The 19602-nt window shown below is 34.8% G+C and carries 22 protein-coding genes; all 22 read right to left on the reverse strand.

Features of this window, described 5'->3' with window-relative positions:
* The 22 genes from hisC to cmk all read right to left on the reverse strand — a co-directional run bounded on the left by hisC (window position 1) and on the right by cmk (window position 19315).
* Entirely contained in the window at window positions 1-1101 is a 1101-nt protein-coding gene (hisC, locus tag ACFQ3N_RS09810; RefSeq protein WP_390361887.1) for a histidinol-phosphate transaminase, read from the reverse strand.
* A 59-nt stretch (window positions 1102-1160) separates the two neighbouring features.
* Window positions 1161-2234: a 3-dehydroquinate synthase gene (gene aroB, locus ACFQ3N_RS09815; protein WP_390361889.1), complete on the reverse strand. Its 1074-nt coding sequence runs from the start codon at window positions 2232-2234 to the stop codon at window positions 1161-1163.
* On the reverse strand, window positions 2234-3400 hold the full coding sequence (gene aroC, locus ACFQ3N_RS09820; RefSeq protein WP_390361891.1) for a chorismate synthase: 1167 nt from the start codon (window positions 3398-3400) through the stop codon (window positions 2234-2236). The genes aroB and aroC overlap by 1 nt, the downstream gene beginning before the upstream one ends.
* A gap of 195 nt (window positions 3401-3595) precedes the next feature.
* Window positions 3596-4369 carry a CheR family methyltransferase gene (locus tag ACFQ3N_RS09825; RefSeq protein ID WP_390361893.1) on the reverse strand — a complete coding sequence of 258 codons (774 nt, stop codon included), beginning with the start codon at window positions 4367-4369 and terminating at the stop codon, window positions 3596-3598.
* Window positions 4370-4434: 65 nt separating this feature from the next.
* Entirely contained in the window at window positions 4435-4881 is a 447-nt protein-coding gene (gene ndk / locus ACFQ3N_RS09830; protein WP_390361895.1) for a nucleoside-diphosphate kinase, read from the reverse strand.
* 103 nt (window positions 4882-4984) lie between these two features.
* Window positions 4985-5956 (reverse strand): heptaprenyl diphosphate synthase component II, encoded by a 972-nt coding sequence (hepT, locus tag ACFQ3N_RS09835; RefSeq protein WP_390361897.1) that lies wholly within the window; start codon window positions 5954-5956, stop codon window positions 4985-4987.
* A gap of 31 nt (window positions 5957-5987) precedes the next feature.
* On the reverse strand, window positions 5988-6713 hold the full coding sequence (locus ACFQ3N_RS09840) for a demethylmenaquinone methyltransferase (RefSeq protein WP_390361899.1): 726 nt from the start codon (window positions 6711-6713) through the stop codon (window positions 5988-5990).
* A gap of 2 nt (window positions 6714-6715) precedes the next feature.
* Window positions 6716-7486 (reverse strand): heptaprenyl diphosphate synthase component 1, encoded by a 771-nt coding sequence (locus tag ACFQ3N_RS09845; protein WP_390361901.1) that lies wholly within the window; start codon window positions 7484-7486, stop codon window positions 6716-6718.
* A 138-nt stretch (window positions 7487-7624) separates the two neighbouring features.
* Complete coding sequence (gene mtrB, locus ACFQ3N_RS09850) at window positions 7625-7849, reverse strand: trp RNA-binding attenuation protein MtrB (protein WP_390361903.1); 225 nt, start codon at window positions 7847-7849, stop codon at window positions 7625-7627.
* Between the two features lie 111 nt (window positions 7850-7960).
* Window positions 7961-8233, reverse strand: coding sequence for an HU family DNA-binding protein (locus ACFQ3N_RS09855; RefSeq protein ID WP_390361905.1), 273 nt, complete (start codon window positions 8231-8233; stop codon window positions 7961-7963).
* A 416-nt stretch (window positions 8234-8649) separates the two neighbouring features.
* Window positions 8650-10128, reverse strand: coding sequence for a stage IV sporulation protein A (gene spoIVA, locus ACFQ3N_RS09860; protein ID WP_390361907.1), 1479 nt, complete (start codon window positions 10126-10128; stop codon window positions 8650-8652).
* A 730-nt stretch (window positions 10129-10858) separates the two neighbouring features.
* The gene (locus ACFQ3N_RS09865) at window positions 10859-11578 is read right to left on the reverse strand and encodes a hypothetical protein (protein ID WP_390361910.1); all 720 of its coding nucleotides are present in this window, start codon (window positions 11576-11578) and stop codon (window positions 10859-10861) included.
* A 22-nt stretch (window positions 11579-11600) separates the two neighbouring features.
* A complete protein-coding gene (locus ACFQ3N_RS09870) occupies window positions 11601-11798 on the reverse strand; it encodes a DUF2768 domain-containing protein (protein ID WP_390361912.1) in 198 nt (65 codons plus the stop codon).
* A 448-nt stretch (window positions 11799-12246) separates the two neighbouring features.
* The gene (locus ACFQ3N_RS09875; protein ID WP_390361914.1) at window positions 12247-12507 is read right to left on the reverse strand and encodes a stage VI sporulation protein F; all 261 of its coding nucleotides are present in this window, start codon (window positions 12505-12507) and stop codon (window positions 12247-12249) included.
* Between the two features lie 59 nt (window positions 12508-12566).
* Complete coding sequence (locus ACFQ3N_RS09880; RefSeq protein WP_390361916.1) at window positions 12567-13604, reverse strand: NAD(P)H-dependent glycerol-3-phosphate dehydrogenase; 1038 nt, start codon at window positions 13602-13604, stop codon at window positions 12567-12569.
* 13 nt (window positions 13605-13617) lie between these two features.
* Window positions 13618-14928: a ribosome biogenesis GTPase Der gene (der, locus tag ACFQ3N_RS09885; RefSeq protein WP_390361919.1), complete on the reverse strand. Its 1311-nt coding sequence runs from the start codon at window positions 14926-14928 to the stop codon at window positions 13618-13620.
* 98 nt (window positions 14929-15026) lie between these two features.
* A complete protein-coding gene (locus tag ACFQ3N_RS09890; protein ID WP_390361921.1) occupies window positions 15027-15212 on the reverse strand; it encodes a capping complex subunit for YIEGIA in 186 nt (61 codons plus the stop codon).
* 3 nt (window positions 15213-15215) lie between these two features.
* Window positions 15216-16106: a YIEGIA family protein gene (locus ACFQ3N_RS09895; protein ID WP_390361923.1), complete on the reverse strand. Its 891-nt coding sequence runs from the start codon at window positions 16104-16106 to the stop codon at window positions 15216-15218.
* Window positions 16099-16695 (reverse strand): YphA family membrane protein, encoded by a 597-nt coding sequence (locus ACFQ3N_RS09900; protein WP_390361925.1) that lies wholly within the window; start codon window positions 16693-16695, stop codon window positions 16099-16101. Before ACFQ3N_RS09900 ends, ACFQ3N_RS09895 begins: the two co-directional genes overlap by 8 nt.
* Before the next feature lie 126 nt (window positions 16696-16821).
* Window positions 16822-17952: a 30S ribosomal protein S1 gene (rpsA, locus tag ACFQ3N_RS09905; RefSeq protein WP_390361927.1), complete on the reverse strand. Its 1131-nt coding sequence runs from the start codon at window positions 17950-17952 to the stop codon at window positions 16822-16824.
* 74 nt (window positions 17953-18026) lie between these two features.
* Window positions 18027-18632 carry a lysophospholipid acyltransferase family protein gene (locus ACFQ3N_RS09910; protein ID WP_390361929.1) on the reverse strand — a complete coding sequence of 202 codons (606 nt, stop codon included), beginning with the start codon at window positions 18630-18632 and terminating at the stop codon, window positions 18027-18029.
* A gap of 11 nt (window positions 18633-18643) precedes the next feature.
* Window positions 18644-19315, reverse strand: a complete 672-nt coding sequence (cmk, locus tag ACFQ3N_RS09915) for a (d)CMP kinase (RefSeq protein WP_390361931.1) — start codon at window positions 19313-19315, stop codon at window positions 18644-18646.
* Between the last annotated feature and the right edge of the window lie 287 nt (window positions 19316-19602).

Genomic DNA, 19602 nt, shown 5'->3' on the forward strand with positions numbered 1-19602 from the left:
TTATATCTCCTTGCTAGTCTCCTTGTGTAACTTACCTAAAAGAGTTTTAATTTGTTCCATATCATCTTCAGAACCAATCGTTAAGCGAATCGTATTTGGGCAACCTAATCCTTCACCTGATCGCACAATAAATCCGCGTTCTAACAAATACTGGAACGTATCATCTCCACTGATTGGAGTGGAAATCAATAAAAAGTTTGTCTGTGAATCATAATAGTTCCAACCTAACTCATCCAAATAGTGTTGCAGATCCTGTTTTATTTCTTTGTTTTTCTTTATCGAGTTTTGAATAAACTCCTGGTCCTCTAAGGCTATTATTGCAGCCTGCTGAGTCAAAGAAGTCGTGTTAAAAGGACCTCTGACAACATTTAAATTTGAAATGGTATTTTCATTTGAAACCCCATAACCAACGCGTAGTCCCGCTAATCCATATGCTTTCGAAAAAGTACGTAATACAATTAGATTAGGATGCTTTGTTATTAAATTAATAGCTTCAGGATCTAATTCTTGATCAATATACTCATAATATGCCTCATCTAAAACCACCAAAACATGTTTTGGACATCTATTTAGAAAATCATATAACGCATCTTTTGGGATAATTGAGCCAGTTGGATTGTTTGGTGAACAAAGCCAAATAATTTTTGTCTCACTATCGATAGCATGTAACATTGCTTCAAGATCATGATATCCATTAACGGTTGGTATCTCTGTGACTACAGCGCCCTCAACCAATGCATTATGACGATATTGTGGGAATGTTGGTGTGGCCATAATTGTATTAACACCAGGGTACAAATAGGCACGACACAACATTTGGACGATTTCATCTGATCCGCTTCCAAATATAAGTTGGTTATCCATAACATGTAATTTCTTAGCTAATGAAGCTCTAAGATTTGTAGTATAGCCATCTGGATAGACATTAAATGAATGCTTCATGCCCATTAGTTGTTCCTCTACCTTAGAGGAGTAGCCAAATGGGTTTTCATTTGAAGCTAATTTCACTATATGTGACAAGTTGTATTCCTTTTTAACATCTTCAATTTGTTTTCCTGGTTGATATTGTGATAACTGATTTAATATTAGCTTCCCATTCATCCTATTTACTCACCCTTCTCGTATTAAATATGGCCGTTTTCTTCTGTGTGAACCAAGTATTAACTATTTAGTAACTCGTCTGTGAATGATGATAAATATAAGTTCAAATCATCTTCACTTACTTCTTCTATCACTGGTACTCCAACATCTTTTAATAGGACCATTTGAAGTTTACCACTAACAGCTTTCTTATCTGATTTCATTCTATTCAACAAATTATTTGTATTTATACTGCCTAGTTGCAAAGGGTAATTATTATTCTGTAGCCATTCAAGAAGTTCTTGATCAGGCAGTTTTATAAAATATTTCTGTTCGCTTACTCTCATAGCAAACAACATACCAATAGCCACTGCTTCTCCATGTGTAATGGAACCATACCCAAGTTCACTCTCAATCGCATGACCTAGCGTGTGTCCAAGGTTTAGGTATTTGCGTGTATTCGCCTCTCGTTCATCCTGTTCTACAATAGTGGCCTTTATAGCGATCCCTTGGCGTATGTGTGTAGTCAATTGTTCATTTGTTAGTGAAGTAAGGGAAGTATCCATTATTGACTTAAAAAAGCTCTCATCTGCAATTAATGCTTCTTTTATTAATTCAGCATAACCTGATCGAACCTCTTTCTCACTTACTGTTTCTAGTACTTGCACATCATAGACGACTGCTACAGGCGGATAAAAATTACCTATTAAGTTCTTACCAAGTTCATGATTGATCGCGACTTTTCCTCCGACACTACTATCATGCGCAAGTATAGTTGTGGGCATTTGAATATAATCAATTCCTCGCATATACGTTGCCGCTACAAAACCAGCTAAATCACCAACAACTCCTCCACCAAGAGCAATAATAAGTGATTCTCTATCTAAGCCATATTGTATTGCTTCTGTATGCACCTGATAATATGTTTGAATCCCTTTTGAGCGTTCTGTAGCAGGTATGATTGTTGTATACACACGTTCAGATGGTAAGCTCTCTTTAACATCCTCCAAATATAAAGGTGCAACGTTTTCATCAGTTATTATAAGAATGGAAGAATACGTTTTTGCTAGGAGTTCATTTACATTAAAGCGTATATTTTCCCTAATATAAATATGATAAGAGTGTGAGCTTGATTTTATGAATAGATCATTCACTAAAAGCACCTGATTTCTTCACGATAATCATCAATGGCTTTTTTTAGCTTAGAGAACTGATCATTTGGAAACTGTTCTGTTATAGCTTTAGCTAGCTCAAATGCAACAATATGTTCCATAACTACAGATGCTGCTGGTACAGCACAAGAATCCGAGCGTTCAATACTTGCGTTAAATGGTTCTTTCGTTTCAATATCCACACTTTGAAGTGGTTTATATAGTGTTGGGATTGGTTTCATAACACCTTTGACAACAAGTGGCATTCCAGTAGTCATACCACCTTCAAAACCACCTAAACGATTTGTTTTTCGGTAATAGCCATTTTCTTCATCCCAGGCAATTTCATCATGTACTTGACTGCCGTTCTTCCGAGCTGCTTCAAAACCTAACCCAAACTCTACACCTTTAAACGCATTAATACTCATGACACTTCCAGCAACTCTTCCATCAAGCTTTCGGTCATAATGAACATAAGATCCAATACCAGCTGGCATACCTTCTACATAAACCTCTACTACTCCACCAATCGAATCCCCATCTTTTTTTGCAACGTCAATCGCATCCATCATTTCTTTTTCCACCTTGGAATCTAAGGTTCTCACAGGTGATTGTTCAGATATACTTTTTCGTTCATCGATAGAAAGTGATGGGTTTTCATTTGCTCTAATTCCAGCGATCTCTTTTACATACCCGGAAATCTCTATACCTAAATGTTTTAAAAGAGTTTTTGCTACTGCTCCGGCAGCTACACGTGCTGCTGTTTCCCGTGCTGAGGAACGTTCCAATACATTCCGCATATCCCGGTGACCATATTTTAAAGATCCGTTTAAATCTGCGTGCCCAGGTCGAGGGCGTGAAATGGTTCGTCGTATTTTTATGTCTTCTTGTATAGGATCTTCTCCCATAATATCGGTCCAATGTTTAAAATCATCATTATGTATCACTAAAGAAATGGGGGATCCCAAGGTATAACCGTGCCGAACACCACTTGTTATATCTACAAGATCTTTTTCAATCTGCATTCGTTTACCTCGCCCATGTCCTTTTTGTCTACGAAGTAAAGATTCGTTAATATCTTCTTTAAGTAATGGCATATGTGAAGGTATTCCTTCAATTATTGTTGTTAATTGTTTACCATGTGATTCACCTGCAGTTAGGTAGCGCATCCCTAATTCCTCCTTCTAAGATTTTCATATTACTATATCATATCTGCTTTTAATTTTGGTGATATTATCTCAAAATTTAAATAGAAAAGATAATAGTTAATTATAAATCTGTTTGACTAAATATGCAAAATGATAAAAGACATTAAATAAATAACTCTTGCCAAGAGACAAGAGCCGTGTAACAAATAAGCCATTTTATATTTTTTGATAAAAAAAAGTATCTAACAATCTAAAGTTAAATCTGTTTGGTGTGAAAATTTGTTCTGTACTACCAACAAACAATATACCATTTTGGTTGAGTACATTACTAAAATGCTGATAAATAGAGTTCTTTGCATGGTCAGTAAAATATATTAATACATTTCTACATATGATTAAATCGACTTTTTTCGGATAATTATCACTTAACAAATTATGTCTTTTAAAAAGTACTAGTTCTTTAATCTTATTATCTAAATGATACAAGCCTTGATCTTTTTTAAAATATTTTTCCCTCATCGTAACTGGCAAGTCTTTTAATGCCTGTTCTTTATATACCCCTTGCCTAGCTTGCACCAACACATTTTCATCAATATCTGTTGCGAGGATCTTAAAATTTTTATGGGGATAATGCTCTTTCATAAGTAATGCAATACTATAAGGTTCTTCTCCTGTAGAGCAAGCTGCACTCCAAATTGTTACCTGTTCTTTGCTGTTCATCAAATAAGGTAATATACTAGATTCCAAAACATGCCATCTTTTAGGGTTACGATAGAATTCGGATACATTAATGGTAATCCGATCAACAAATTCCTTTAACAGATCAGTATGGTTCTCTAAGGCCCTAAAATAATCATCAAACGTAAGAAAGCCACGTTTATTTCTTAACGATGTTAATCTTCGTTTCATTTGTACTTCTTTGTATAATGTTAAGTCAATTCCTAACTTTCCATTTATTCTGGATATAAATGTACTATATTCTTCTGACATGGTATTGACCTCTTTCATCGAACATTAGTAAAGAAAACCTCCGTATCATAACGGAGGTAAATTAATTAGTAAATCCATGAACTATCTTGTTTATCATATGAAAGTACATCATCACTATTAAAGAATAAGTTGATTTCTCTTTCGGCGCTTTCTAATGAATCCGAACCATGAATTATGTTTTTACCAACAGTTACTCCAAAATCACCACGGATTGTTCCTGTTGCCGCTTCCTGAGGATTTGTTGCTCCCATCATATCGCGAGCTGTTTTGATTACTTCTTCACCTTCCCAAACCATAGCAAATACAGGACCTGAAGTAATGAAATCAACTAATTCACCAAAGAATGGTCGCTCTTTATGTTCACCATAGTGTGTTTTTGCCAATTCATCCGAAATGTACATTAACTTTGCTCCTGCTAACTTAAAGCCTTTCTTTTCAAAACGGCTTACAATATCGCCAACTAAATTGCGTTGTACACCATCAGGTTTTACCATTAAAAATGTCTTTTCCATATTTTACACCTCTTATTATGTATATTTCTTCACCCATGGAAGAAATTGCACTTACATGCAACCGTTAAAATTCTATCAAACTTTCCGAAAAATAACAATACAGTTATGAACGTCTATTACCTATAAATTTCGCAATATCCTGTAAGGTATGTTTTGCTTTACTATCTGGTAGAGGTTCTAATGCCTTTAAAGCCTTTTTTAAGTATAAATTACTAACGTGATAAGAATTCTTAATTGCATCTGTTTTTTTCAACATTTCTATTAGCGTATTCATATCGTTATGGTTTACTTTTTCTGGATTGGTAAACGTTTCTTTCACGAAAGAATTAAAAGATTCATTTTGCATAGCAAATAAAACAGGAAGTGTCACATTCCCTTGAAGCAGATCATTTCCTGATGGTTTACCCAATTCTTTTACAGTTGATGTAAAATCAAGAATGTCATCGATAATTTGGTAAGACATACCAATATAGTAGCCATACTGGTACAGCCGATTTGCTTGATTTTCAGGAAGCTCTGCAGTAATTGCTCCTAACTTACAGCTTGTTGCAATTAACAATGCTGTTTTACGTTTTATTCTACGTAAGTAATTACGTAAATTTTGATCCCAATTATACTTGTCTTTTATTTGCTCAATTTCCCCAACAACAAGTTCTACCATAGCCTTAGACAAAACGCGATGAGTATTTGGAATTTTTATAGAAGCAATATGTTCCAATGCGCTAGCAAATATATAATCACCTGTGTACATTGCCACCCGATTATCATAAATATGCTTAACAGTTGGCTTACCTCTACGTAAGTCGGCATCATCAATTACGTCATCATGCACTAGCGATGCCATATGAATTAATTCAAGGGAAACAGCAACTGTTTTAATTCGCTCCAGATCATAATTACCTAATTGTCCTGTCAACAAGACAAAAACAGGGCGTATTCGTTTTCCCCCTGCTCGTAATAATTGTGTTGATGCTTCTCGCAATACAGGATGTTCTGCTTGTATGACTTTATTTAAGGCTTCTTCAATCTGGTCTAGGTCTTTTTTTAAATATCCATATGTTTTAGCTAATTTCATTCGTGTCACCTTTAACTTTTAAGTTCCTGTATTATTGTTCTACTTTGCTTTGTTCTTTCATACCCATATGCATAGCAGCAACTCCACCAGTATAACCTTTCACTTCAACACGTGAAAAACCAGCATCCAAGAACATTTGCTTTAATTCTTTTTTATCTGGAAAGTCTTTTGCTGATTCATGTAACCATGCATATTCTTTATAACTTTTAGCAAACAACCTACCGATTAACGGCATAATAAAACGGAAATAAAAATAATATAACTGGCGAAAAACGGCTAAAGTCGGTTGTGATGTTTCTAAACAAATTACTCTTCCGTCAGACTTTACAACTCGTCGCATCTCTTTTAGCACCGTCATATAGTCTGGAACATTTCGTAGTCCAAATCCTATCGTTACATAATCAAACTCGTTATCTTTAAATGGTAACTCCATAGCATTTCCATGAATAAAGGATAACTGATCATATTTTAGTTCATTATTTTTTTCTTTTGCTATCGATAACATATTTTGACTAAAGTCCAACCCGATTACTTTTCCTTCTGAGCCTGTAGCTTCAGCCATTGCTATTGACCAATCTCCTGTACCACAACACACATCAAGAGCAGTAGAGCCCTTATTAACTTTCATTCGTTTCATCACATCTTTTCGCCATGCTTTATGACGCTGAAATGAAATGATTGAATTCATCGAATCATATTTATTATAAATTTTTTCAAAGACATGATGAACACGTTCTTCCTTAGATTGTTCCTGCATCGTTACCCTTCTTCCACAGCTGAAGTCTCTTTTGTTAAAATATCCTTTACTAAAGGTGTAGTAAATATAGTAAAAGATGACCTAGATAAAGTTCCGTTTGAAAAGTAGTTTTTCATATCTACTATTTTTTCCTGAATAATTGTTTCCACTTTAAATAACAAGGAATTGTAATTTTCTTTTGGGGCTTCATGTAGCCAATCCTCAAATAGCGGTGAGAAACCAACTGCCCTAACCTGGTTTTTTTCCTGGATTAATTTATTAACGAACAACCATTCTTCAGATATATTTTTCATCTTAGCTTGCTGAAGGAAATCAGCAACGTACAAGACTAACGTACTTTCTACCTTTTTTACATTTCTAAAGAATTCATGTATTGATTGAGGTTCACGATAATAAATTTTCATTTTATATTCATTAATTTCCTTGATTGCACTTGCTAGTATCTCAATCATTCTAAAATCTTCAATTTCTGAAAGAAGAAAGTAATATAGTCCACTATAATAATCGCCAGCCAAGACGGTTAACTGTTTTGGTTTTTTTCCGTCAGAACCATTTGTATTTGATACCAAATCATGTGTATCTAAAGCTATTTGTACTAACATTGTAGTTATAATATACTGCTTTTTTTTAATGTCTGGCAAATTAGTGTTATTAATAATCGCGGTTAATATAAGTAGCTTTTCTTCATCAATTTTGGGCTTTTTAATATATTTATCTAAGTATGTATGCTGCAGTTTTTCTTCAATCATTTGTTTCATATCATTTATGTCCATACTTGAGGTCTGCACATCCATCACCTAAGCCCTTTCATCTCTTTCTAAATTATATAGATATTATAGCATATTTTATGTATGATCCATAACAAAGAAATCCCGTTTCAAAGAGATAAATAGATGACAATAGCTAGATCATCAATCGTTGGTAATTTCACCATGACTCGTTTGAATAATTGATTTGCCTCTAACCTTAACAGCAGAAGTATGTTCTGTGAATTGTGCAATCATAACTTCATTTTTATCTAATTTTTCAGAGTGATGGAAGCGTGTATCAGTTCCTCTAGTTAACCCAATAACATTAACACCATCTTCTAGAGCCTTTATAACAAAAAAATCATTTTTACCATTTATATTTTCCATAATAACTCTCCTCAACTAATTTTAAGTGTATTGAAACAACCTCTTCTATTATTATAAAGGAAATAGAAAAAGGGCACGTATAAAACGCACCCTTTCTGCCCTATGTAGAAATTACTTAACGCTATCTTTTAGGGCTTTACCTGGTTTAAAAGCAGGAACTTTACTTGCAGGAATTTCAATTTCTTCCCCAGTTTGTGGATTGCGACCTTTACGTGCAGAACGCTCACGTACTTCAAAGTTACCGAATCCGATTAACTGTACTTTTTCACCTTTTTTAAGTGAATCCATGACAGATTCAAAAACTGCATCAACAGCTTTTGTAGCATCCTTCTTAGATAGTTCACCTTTTTCAGCAACTGCGTTTACTAAGTCTGTTTTGTTCATGACATTCACCTCCTCCCAAAAAGTTTCAATCGACATTGGAACAAATAATAACTCTATCATCATTTGTTCACCAAATTGCCTATTTTTATACTAGCATGCCAACCTTTCTTTGGTTGACAAGGCTTATATTAACTGAGTTCACTACAAAATTCAACAATAATTTCCTATTTTCTCGGTTTTTATTAGATTTTTAGCTAAAATTTACCATTTAGTATTAAAAAATTACATTAAATGGAATTTCCTTCAACTGCACTCTCCCCCCTTGGCATAGCTGCATTTATTTCATTTCTAATGATATATATACGACATATATACTAAATACCCTTCTAACTTCTTAAAATAACTACAATTTAAAAATAACTAACAATAATAGCTCCATATTTTTTAACAATAAAAAAAGCAGCTATAATCAGCTGCTATAAAATGATGGCTATTAAGCCCCCAGATCCTTCATTAATGATCCGTTCTAGTGTATCTTTAAGTTTGTACCTGGCATTTTCAGGCATTAGTGAAATTTTGGCTTGAATGCCTTCTCTAACTATAGAGTTTAATGATCTACCGAATATATCTGATTCCCATATCGATAATGGATCTTCTTCAAAATCCTGCATTAAGTATCTCACTAATTCTTCACTCTGTTTTTCAGTTCCAATGATAGGTGCAAATTCAGACTCCACATCTACTTTAATCATGTGTATAGATGGGGCTACAGCTTTAAGTCTAACACCATATCTGGAACCTTGCCTTATGATTTCTGGCTCATCTAAAATCATATCCTCTAACGATGGAGCCGCAATACCATATCCTGTTTGTTTAACCATTTGAATAGCAGTCGAAACGTGATCATACTCTTTCTTTGCATGAGCAAATTCCTGCATTAATTCAAGCAAGTGGTCTTTCCCACGGATTTCTTCACCTACGATTTCTTTCAATATTTGATCATATAAGTAGTCCGGTGCGTGTAAATCAATTTCTGCAACCCCATCTCCCATTTCCATTCCCGCTAGGTTTGCATTGTTAATATAGTCATACTCTGCAAAATCTCCTATAATATGATCCACATCTCTCAGTCTTCTGATATTCTTTACAGTGTCTTGAATAGCTTCTTGATAGTTTTCGCGAAGCCAGTGATCTTCTTTTAAGACCATTACCCAGCTTGGAAGGTTTACATTTACTTCTAGTACTGGGAATTCATAAAGTGATTCTCTTAGGACGTTATAAACATCATGCTCTGTCATGGATTCAATGCTCATTGCTAAGACTGGAATATTATGTTCTTCTGCTAATTCTTGTCTTAGTAATTCTGTTTCCTGACTTGTTGGTCTAACCGAGTTAACCACCATAATAAACGGCTTACCAACTTCTTTTAATTCTTCAATTACTCTGGACTCCGCATCTACATAATCAGAACGAGGAATTTCTCCAATTGTTCCATCAGTAGTAACAACAACACCTATCGTAGAATGTTCCTGAATCACCTTTCTAGTACCAATTTCTGCAGCGTCATGAAATGGAATTGGATCCTCATACCATGGAGTGTTGATCATCCTAGGTCCATTTTCGTCCTCAAATCCCTTAGCACCCTCAACAGCATAACCCACACAATCAACTAATCGCACATTTACATCAAGACCTTCATCTACATGAACCGATACTGCTTGATTAGGTATAAATTTAGGTTCGGTGGTCATAATTGTCTTACCTGCTGCACTTTGGGGTAACTCATCATGCGCTCTAACTCTTTCACTCTCTTCTTCGATATTGGGTAGAACAACCAACTCCATAAATCTTTTAATGAAGGTTGATTTTCCAGTTCGGACAGCACCTACAATACCAAGATAAATATCTCCATTCGTCCGTTTCGAAATATCTTTAAAAATATCAATTCTCTCCAAGCGATCCCCTCCCGATCTCCTCTACCATTTATTAATGAACATACTACGAATAATTGACATTACAAGTCTATGACGTTGTCCTATCAAATTATGACTTAATTGTCTGTAAAAGATTAAAAATCATTATGTTTATGTTTGTGAATGATATCTGTTTGGTCACCTAGTACATGAATCCAGAAAGGATCATAAGGTGAAACATACACACAATCACTTCATTTACTGATCTCGGGAACAAAAAAATCCCTTGAAACAATATATGTTACAAGGGAATTTATATGTTATTTATTTTTTGAAAGTAAAGAAAGTATATAACTTGAAAGTTTTGTACTTTATCTACAGAATCGGCCACGTCCAGCTCCAGCGCCTAGACACTCGAGACATAAGCAGTTCGACTTGGGTAAATTCATCCACACTACGCGATCTGCTTATGCTTGTCGTGTCTTTCAAGGCGCTTCTAGCTTTTGTTCTTGTCTAGGAAATTATAAAATTAGGAGCCTGTGGATAATTTATTTACTGCTTAAGCCACGTCCAGCTCCAGCGCCCAGCGACTAGTGGGCTTCCTGATCCTCCTTACGATAAGTCAACATCGATTCGCTACCGCTCTTCGTGTTTCCTTTATCTCATGCGGATAAGTCCAGCCCATACGTCGCTAAACGGGCGCTTGCGCTTTTGTTCTATCAGAACTTCTATGAGGAAGGGCCTAAATTAATTGTATAAAAGTCAAATCTTATTATTCTCCATTAAATACTGGTTCCCCATTTTTTACTGTATACGGCATAGAATATGCTGGAGCGAAAGGGGTGTGGTCCGTAAGTATATAACGGATATCATCACCTTCTTTATAATTATGGTCATACTTTTGTAATGCGTTGTATAAATCAACACGGTAATCGACAAATAACTCTCCATCTGTATTCATAACTATAGGCAGATTCTCTTTTGAGTAGGGGCTTACAACATATTCGGCTTCTATCCCTAAAGCTTCATAATCAATAGTATAAACACCCTCTGCCATCTCTTCACCAAATGGAGGATATATATGTTTATTACGGTAAATTTCAAGTTTAACATTTACAGAACGAATGGATTCTGTGACACGTAAGTCTATTAATTTTACACGTGGGTCATCTTCAGGTGTCAGCAATGTATATTGGTAAATACCACCATTCTCATAGGCATTACCAGGAATATCAGAAATAAGATTTTGATTCTTCAATGCTGTAAAATCAACTAAATATTTTTGAAAAATAGGTGTATCACTATCTTTCGTTTTAATTGGAACTAATCCTTGAGCTTCTTCTTTATACGTATTTACAGCCTGCTGTATACGTTCTAATTGATCTTCATTTGGTGTTTGGTTCTTTGACAGTTCATTATTTGGATATAAACAACCACTTAATATGAAAACAAGCAATAACGCGCTAAGAGCACGGATATATGTAAGCTTCATAAAACAATACCCCCCTATCCAACTATCCTGTTGGTCCACTAAACACAATATATAATATAATAAGACCACCAAATAATAATGAAATATATGCTAATACTGAAATAATCCCTGCAAACCAACCTTTTAACTTATATCTGCTAAGTAAAATAAGGCCGATAGAAAGAATCAAAAGCGCCATTCCAGCAAAGGAAATATACATATTTAACATCGATTGTGACATGTATTTCACTCCTATTTTAAAACGTGTAACCTATATCGCACACAGTATTATAACATATGGCTTGTCGCCTCTAGTAGTATAAATCCAATTCGTACATAAAATTGTCACCTACACTAGCTATCCTAACCAAGAACAAAAGTTAGAAGCGCCCTTACAGGCTAAGTTCTCCACGTCCTTGAAAAGTTTCGCTATTTCTGTGTGCGATGTTTTGCTGTCGAAGCATTCCTTGTCCTGTACGTCGAAACTGAACGTAGCTAACGCAGTTAATAAATTTTCCACAGCCTCCAAAATTTATAGTACGCTAGACAATAAAATATCCGAGATGAAGGGGGCAATCTTCATCTCGGTTTGACTAAATAACACCCAATGCAACTCTATCCATGAATGCTTGTGCGATTTATTTTATGCGAGCAAACGCATCAGTGCATCCTCACTTGCCCAGTTTCGATTATTTTTTAAAAATTTGATTAAGTGATTGCATATCCATTGGCATATTTTTGTTTGTAATAGACTTAACAATTTTGTCTTCTTTTTCCTTTGAAATTGGTCTGTTAGCTACTTTAGCTAAATGCCTTACAAGTTTTCTAACTGTTTTTTCATCTGAAAAATCAGCATGTTTTACGGAATTTGCAACTTTATACACTTCATCGGGGTCGATGTTTGCATTTTTTTGTAAATTGTCAAAAAGGTTTTTCTGAAAATTACTCACATGCTCGCCTCCTTGCTATGTTAATTCAACATATTATATGCAAGGAGAGCAATTCCGTGTTATTGAGAATACATAGAGCTTAACAATCTTGCCAAGTCATCCATTTCCTCACGTTTGTTGCGATTCATCAACTGTTCCACTACTTGTTTTGGTTCTTTGTCATTAAATAAAATTTCATATATTCCCAAAGTTATCGGCATTTCAATATTTTGCTTTTTGGCGAATTGATATGCTGCTTTTGTTGTTCTAACCCCTTCAACTACCATTCCCATTTGATCTAAAACATCATCTAACTTGTTTCCTTTACCTAATAGGTTGCCTGCACGCCAGTTTCGACTATGGACACTCGTACACGTTACTATTAAGTCGCCTACCCCTGGTAAACCAAGGAAAGTTAACGGATTTGCACCTAAGGATGTTCCAAGACGAGCAATTTCAGCTAAGCCTCTAGTTATTAAAGCGGCTTTTGCATTATCTCCATAACCTAAACCATCAGAGATACCGGCACCTAAAGCAATAATATTTTTTAATGCCCCCCCTAGTTCAATGCCAATTATATCTGTACTGGTGTACACTCGAAATGCTTTATTAATAAATAAATCTTGAGCTAATTGAGCATTTCTTTCATTCATCGAGGAAACAGTTACAGTTGTTGGCTGACGCTGTGCAACCTCTTCAGCATGACTTGGGCCAGATAATACTACAATATCCTTATCCTTATAGCCATTCATCTCTTCACTAATCATTTGTGAAACACGCTTTAGTGACTCCGGTTCAATTCCTTTTGATGCATGAATTATCGTAACATTTTGTTCCAGAACAGCATCTAAATTTTTACAAACTTCTCTTATTGCCTTTGTTGGTACAACTAAAACAATAACAGTTACTTGTTGAAGGGCATCTTTTAAATTATGATACGCCCGTATTTCTTTAGGGATCATAACATTTAAATATTTTTCATTTTTATGTGTAGAATTAATTATTTCTGCCTGTTCTTGACGATGTGTCCATAAAGAAACATCATGACCGTTGTCTGCTAAAACTAAACTTAAAGCTGTTCCCCAACTTCCAGCACCTAACACTGCTACTTTAGTCATTTTATCTCTCCCTTTACTGTCTACGTCTTGCAAATATTTTAATAGGAGTCCCTACAAATCCAAATGCTTCTCTAATCTTATTTTCTAAAAAACGTTCATAGGAAAAATGCATTAAGTCTGGCTCATTAACAAACACTACAAAACTTGGTGGTTTTACCGCTACTTGTGTTGCATAAAGTACTTTTAATCTTCTTCCTTTAACGGTTGGTGTAGGATTCATTGCTATTGCATCCATCACAACATCATTTAAAACATTTGTTTGAATACGCTTAGCGTGATTTTCGCTTGCAACTTTAATAGCTGGAATTAATGTGTGTAACCGTTTTTTAGTTGTTGCAGATAAAAATACAATTGGTGCATAGTCCAAATATTGAAAATGACTTCGAACTTTTGTTTCAAATTCTTTCATTGATTTTTCATTTGATTCAACCGTGTCCCACTTATTTACGACAATTACGATTGCTCGGCCAGCTTCATGTGCATAACCTGCAATCTTTTTATCCTGTTCTCTTATACCCGTTTCCGCATCAATTAACACTAAGACCACGTCTGAACGTTCAATAGCTTTTAATGCTCTAAGTACACTATATTTTTCAGTCGCTTCATATACTTTTCCTCGTTTTCGCATGCCTGCAGTATCAATGATCACAAAGTCCTGATCATCTTTATGTAAGTGTGTATCAACAGCGTCTCTAGTTGTTCCCTCAATTTCACTTACAATTACTCGATCTTCATTTAGCATTGCATTAACTAAAGATGACTTTCCTACATTGGGTCTTCCGATTAAACTAAAATAAATAGTATCTTCGTTTACATCTTCTGCTTCTCTCGTTGGAAAGTTTTTAACAACCTCATCCAGCATATCACCTAACCCTAAACCATGAGCACCGGAAATAGGAAATGGCTCACCAAAACCTAATGAATAGTACTCATAGATCTCTTGACGCATCTCAGGATTATCTATTTTATTTACTGCTACAACGACAGGTTTATTTGATTTATACAATAACTTAGCAACTTCTTCATCGGCTGCAGTTATCCCTTCCCGGCCATTCAATAGAAAAATAATTACATCGGCCTCATCTATGGCTATTTCCGCTTGTTGACGCATCTGTACTAACAGGGGCTCATCACCTATTTCAATACCTCCAGTATCAATCAGGTTAAAGGTTGATGTAAGCCATTCAGCTTGTGCGTATATACGGTCTCTGGTAACACCTGGAATATCCTCTACAATAGATATTCTTTCACCAACTAATCTATTAAAAATAGTTGACTTTCCTACATTTGGTCTCCCTACAATTGCTACAACAGATTTCCTCATGAAAGGAACATCCTTTCTTATCTCTCTAAATTTCATTACATACTGATTATAAACAACTTTATTAACTCTAGCAAAAGTAATTCATAATAACAATATAATTAATGTTTTACGATTATAAATAATTCTTTACTAAGAGCATGTGCAATCCCATCTGTAATTGCTTCAAGATTTGCTGCTACATCCTCAAGTTCTTTGTGATCATTACAAATAAAAATAGGAGCACCACCGGCAACACTATCTTCATTTGTAGTTATCACAGCCAAAATTGCCTTTTCAATTTTCACGTGCTATTTTTCCTCCTTATTATGCGTTTTAGATTTTGAAGGCATGTGTATAGCATTCTCTAAAATGGGTACTGCGCCAATTATTTCAATCGCTTTGTTGACTTCTCTTACCTGTGGTAAAACAAATACTCCTATACGCCCATCATCTAGGTCACGCTTTATTAAGGGTGTTAACGCCGGTGTTCCTGAATCACGAAATACGCCTAGGGAAATGGACACATCATGAAGAATTGCTTGTCTTTGCCCTAAGTTTGCTATCGTGTTTACCACATTCATGTTCGTAGGGGTTAAAACAAATCCCATTCCATATTTTAATATTTCTTCCTGTCTTTCCTTTAACCCAATGTTCATAATATAGATATTATCTACATAAAGACCAGCACCTTCAAAATGAAGATCATGATGCTTAATATCAACTATGTCTTTTAACGTATTGCCACTCATGAAAAACCGAGCAAGTACTAAGCTTAATAACACCCCTACGAACGCATACCAAATATTCCATATAATAAAAAATAACGTCCCAACAAAGGCTGTTAGAATAACCAGGTAATTTCGTGCTTCAAAGGATATTGCAACCCCTTCTATATATGTATTACCCCTTGGGACTAATTCAAAAGCATCCACTTCTGTAAGTGTATTCCGCTCCATATTACGTACTTCTCTAAATTGGGTAGCTGCTAATGTTAAAAATGTAACTGCTGTGAATTCCATTTCCATAATAGCAGGAACGGCAACAGCTCCTAATGATGCAGCAATAAATCCTAGCGATAAATGGATAACTTTCCCGTGCAAGTATGTTGGATATTGTCTATAGTCTGTTCGTAACATCATTACTCGTGCAATCGTTCCAATAATAACCCCAAATAGTATAGGGTACGTATATTCATTCATTTTGCCACCTCAATAATTGTTTAGAAAATAATAGTAATTTCTGCTTAGTTATTTTTATTATTTCCAAACTAACGATAATTAATAAAGTAATTATCGTCATATCAAAAAAAGCCATTTCTCCTATTGTTTCCTGTATGGCATAACTAGATAACAGGAGACTATATATAGTTTCACCACTTGATATTCCTAATATTCCAACTACTATCCTGTTATGGAAACCCTTCACTAAAATTACGATTAGCATCGTGCTTATAACCGGAATTAGTATAATTCTAGGTAGAAACATCCAAACAGGTGTGTGTTGTTCCCATAATAATATTGCTATATATCCGATAGAAATCGTAAATGAAGAAAAAACGTGATAAACCAAATGAGGAAGTTTTGCATGAAAAAGAAGCGCCCCTAGCCAAAGTATAATAAAGGCAATTGAAAGTTGAATGTTTTCAAATGAAGCATATAAGTTAGAACACATTAAAACAGATAAAATCCAGCATGCAAGTACAGTTCTTTTCCGTATTTTTTTCATAAAAAAAGTTGTAATAATCCAAAGTATCCACGCAAACCAGTAAAATAATAAACCGTTAGTCAAAGTCACCACCCATTAGCATTATTGCTGATTATGAGTAATTTTAAACCATCTAAAAACAAAGTGCAGATATTTAGTTCTATAAAGAAAAAAAGATTCTTCCTTTTTTTAGGAAGAATCTTTTTTTCTTTATTTATATTTATTAAGTTTATCGCCAATGAAATCTCCGAGTTGAAAGCTGGATTGGTCATCATCTTTTTCATATTGTTTAAATTCAGCAGCAGCTTCTTCTTGTTCTAACTCTTTAATACTTAATGACATTCTCTCTTTTTGTTCACTTACTTCCAAAACTTTCACCTTAACTTTTTGTCCAACTTCTAGCACTTCTTGTGGTGTGCCAATATGACGATTTGCTATTTCTGATATATGAACGAGTCCTTCAACGCCAGGTAAAACCTCTATAAATGCTCCAAAATTAACTAAACGTTGAACCGTACCTTCTAAAACATCACCACGAGACACTTTTTCCTCTAAATTTGCCCAAGGACCAGGCAGTGTTTTCTTATGAGATAATGATATTCGTTCATTATCACGATCAATAGATAAAATTTCTACTTTAATCTTATCATTTTCAGATACCACATCAGAGGCTTTTTCAACATGTTTATGTGCCAACTGTGAAATATGAACAAGTCCATCAATACCACCAAGATCAACAAACACTCCGAAGTTAGCAATTCGTCTAACTTCTCCCTCTATAACTTGACCTTCTTCTAGTGATTGTAATAGTTGCTGTTTCTTTGAATCAGCTTCCTCCTCCATAACAGCTCGATGTGACAAGATAACACGATTCTGTTCTTTATTAAGATCTACAACTTTCACGGTTAACGTTTGATCTTGATAAGCTGAAAAATCATCTACAAAATACGTTTCAACTAATGACGCTGGTATAAAACCACGCAAGCCCACGTCTACTACAAGACCGCCTTTAACAATCTCTTTTATTTCTGTTTCAAAAACTTCGTTGTTATTATATTTTTCTTCTAGAATTTCCCAGGCTTTGTCAGCTTCGACTGCCTTTTTCGATAGAATAACTTCATCATCTTCTACTTTTTTTACTTTTAATGTAATTTCATCGCCTTCTTTAACAATATCGCCAGGTTGTTCAACATGAAGATTTGATAACTCACTAATTGGAATAATACCTTCTGATTTATATCCAATATCTACTAAGACCTGCTTTTCTTCTATCTTAATTACAGATCCAGTTAGAACGTCCCCAACCTTAAATCCTAGTTGCTCATTATTTATTTCACTCATACAAAAGCCCTCCTTAAAGTACAAAACAACACAATCAAAAAAATACTCTTTTTTATAACTTCTAATAATTCTATTTATTTGTCAAGTAAATCGGGTTTGTTTTGGTAGTTATCTATGATTTGATTTATCTCAGACATAATTCCATCAGCTGCTTCCTGAGGAGAAGCTTTGTTTACACGGTAGTGTTCAAAATCCAAGGGTTTACCATATTTAACTATTAATTTTTTACCTGGCTTATACGGACCTATTATGGCACAGGGAACAATTACTGCGTTCGATCGTAATGCAAAAAAACCAGCTCCAGCTAACGCCTTACCTATTTTACCGGTTTTACTTCTCGTTCCCTCGGGAAATAGTCCTAGTGAATTTCCTTCTTCAAGTATGGAGAGACCTTTACGGAGTGCATTTCGATCTCTCATCCCTCTTTTAACTGGAAATGCATGAATGCCAAGCAGTAATTTCCCAAAAAACTTTTTTTCAAATAACTCTCCTTTTGCCATAAAATAAATATCACGAGGAGATGTAATTCCAACTACTGGTGGATCCAAGTTCGAAATATGATTGGAACAAATGATCACTGGCCCCTTATCAGGTATATTTTCTTTTCCATAAACCTGAATCCGATATAAAGGAAATAATATAATTGCAACTATTGTTCTAGCTATTTTATAAAGACTCATACATTAGCCCCTCACCCATTAGTTACTTTTTCTACTTCACTTAAAATAAGACTGGCAACGTCGTTGATTGACAATGAAGTTGTATCAATTTCAATTGCATCATCAGCTTTTAATAACGGTGCAGCTTCTCTTTTGGTATCAATAAGATCTCTTTGTTCAATTTCTTTTTTTAATTGCTCCAAATTAGATGAGAATCCCTTTTTCAGATTTTCTTCATATCTACGTTTTGCTCGTTCCTCAACAGTAGCAATGAGAAAAACTTTCACTTCAGCATCAGGAATAACATGCGTACCAATATCCCTGCCATCCATAACTACGCCACGTTTTTTTGCTAATTCCTGTTGTCTTTTTACCATTTCTATTCTAATTTCTGGATGTTTTGCAACATGCGAGACATTGTTAGAAACCATTTCTGATCGAATCTCATGTGTGACGTCTTGTTCATCAAGTAAAACACTTTGACCATGTTTTAATTCGATGTCCGTATGTACTAATAGGTCAATTAATGTTGTTTCATCATCTAGCTTAACTTTTTGTTCCAACGCTTTAAAGGTTATAGCACGATACATAGCACCTGTATCAATATAAATATATGAAAGTTCTTGTGCTACGATTTTTGCAACAGTACTTTTTCCTGCTGCAGCTGGACCGTCGATTGCAATAGCTATAGCATCATTACTCATAGATGTTATTCATTCCTCTCATATTTCCATTGTACTAAAAACGTAGCTTGTAATAAATCATTTATACAAACTTTGTTTTTCATGATTTTCCTTACGTGTAAAAAACTTGGCAATTGCCAAGTTTACTATTAAAACTATATTATTATAATAACATACCCATAAAAATAGAGTCTATTTTGTTTTGGCTATTTTCGTAAAGTTTGTTGCTTTTGTCCCAATAGATATAAACTGCGACGTAACTTTAGGCTTATTTCTAAGAACGCGTGCTATTGCCGCCGTCTGGGATC

This window comes from Virgibacillus byunsanensis (genome assembly GCF_042675965.1).
Classification (GTDB): Bacteria; Bacillota; Bacilli; order Bacillales; family Amphibacillaceae; genus Virgibacillus_R; species Virgibacillus_R byunsanensis.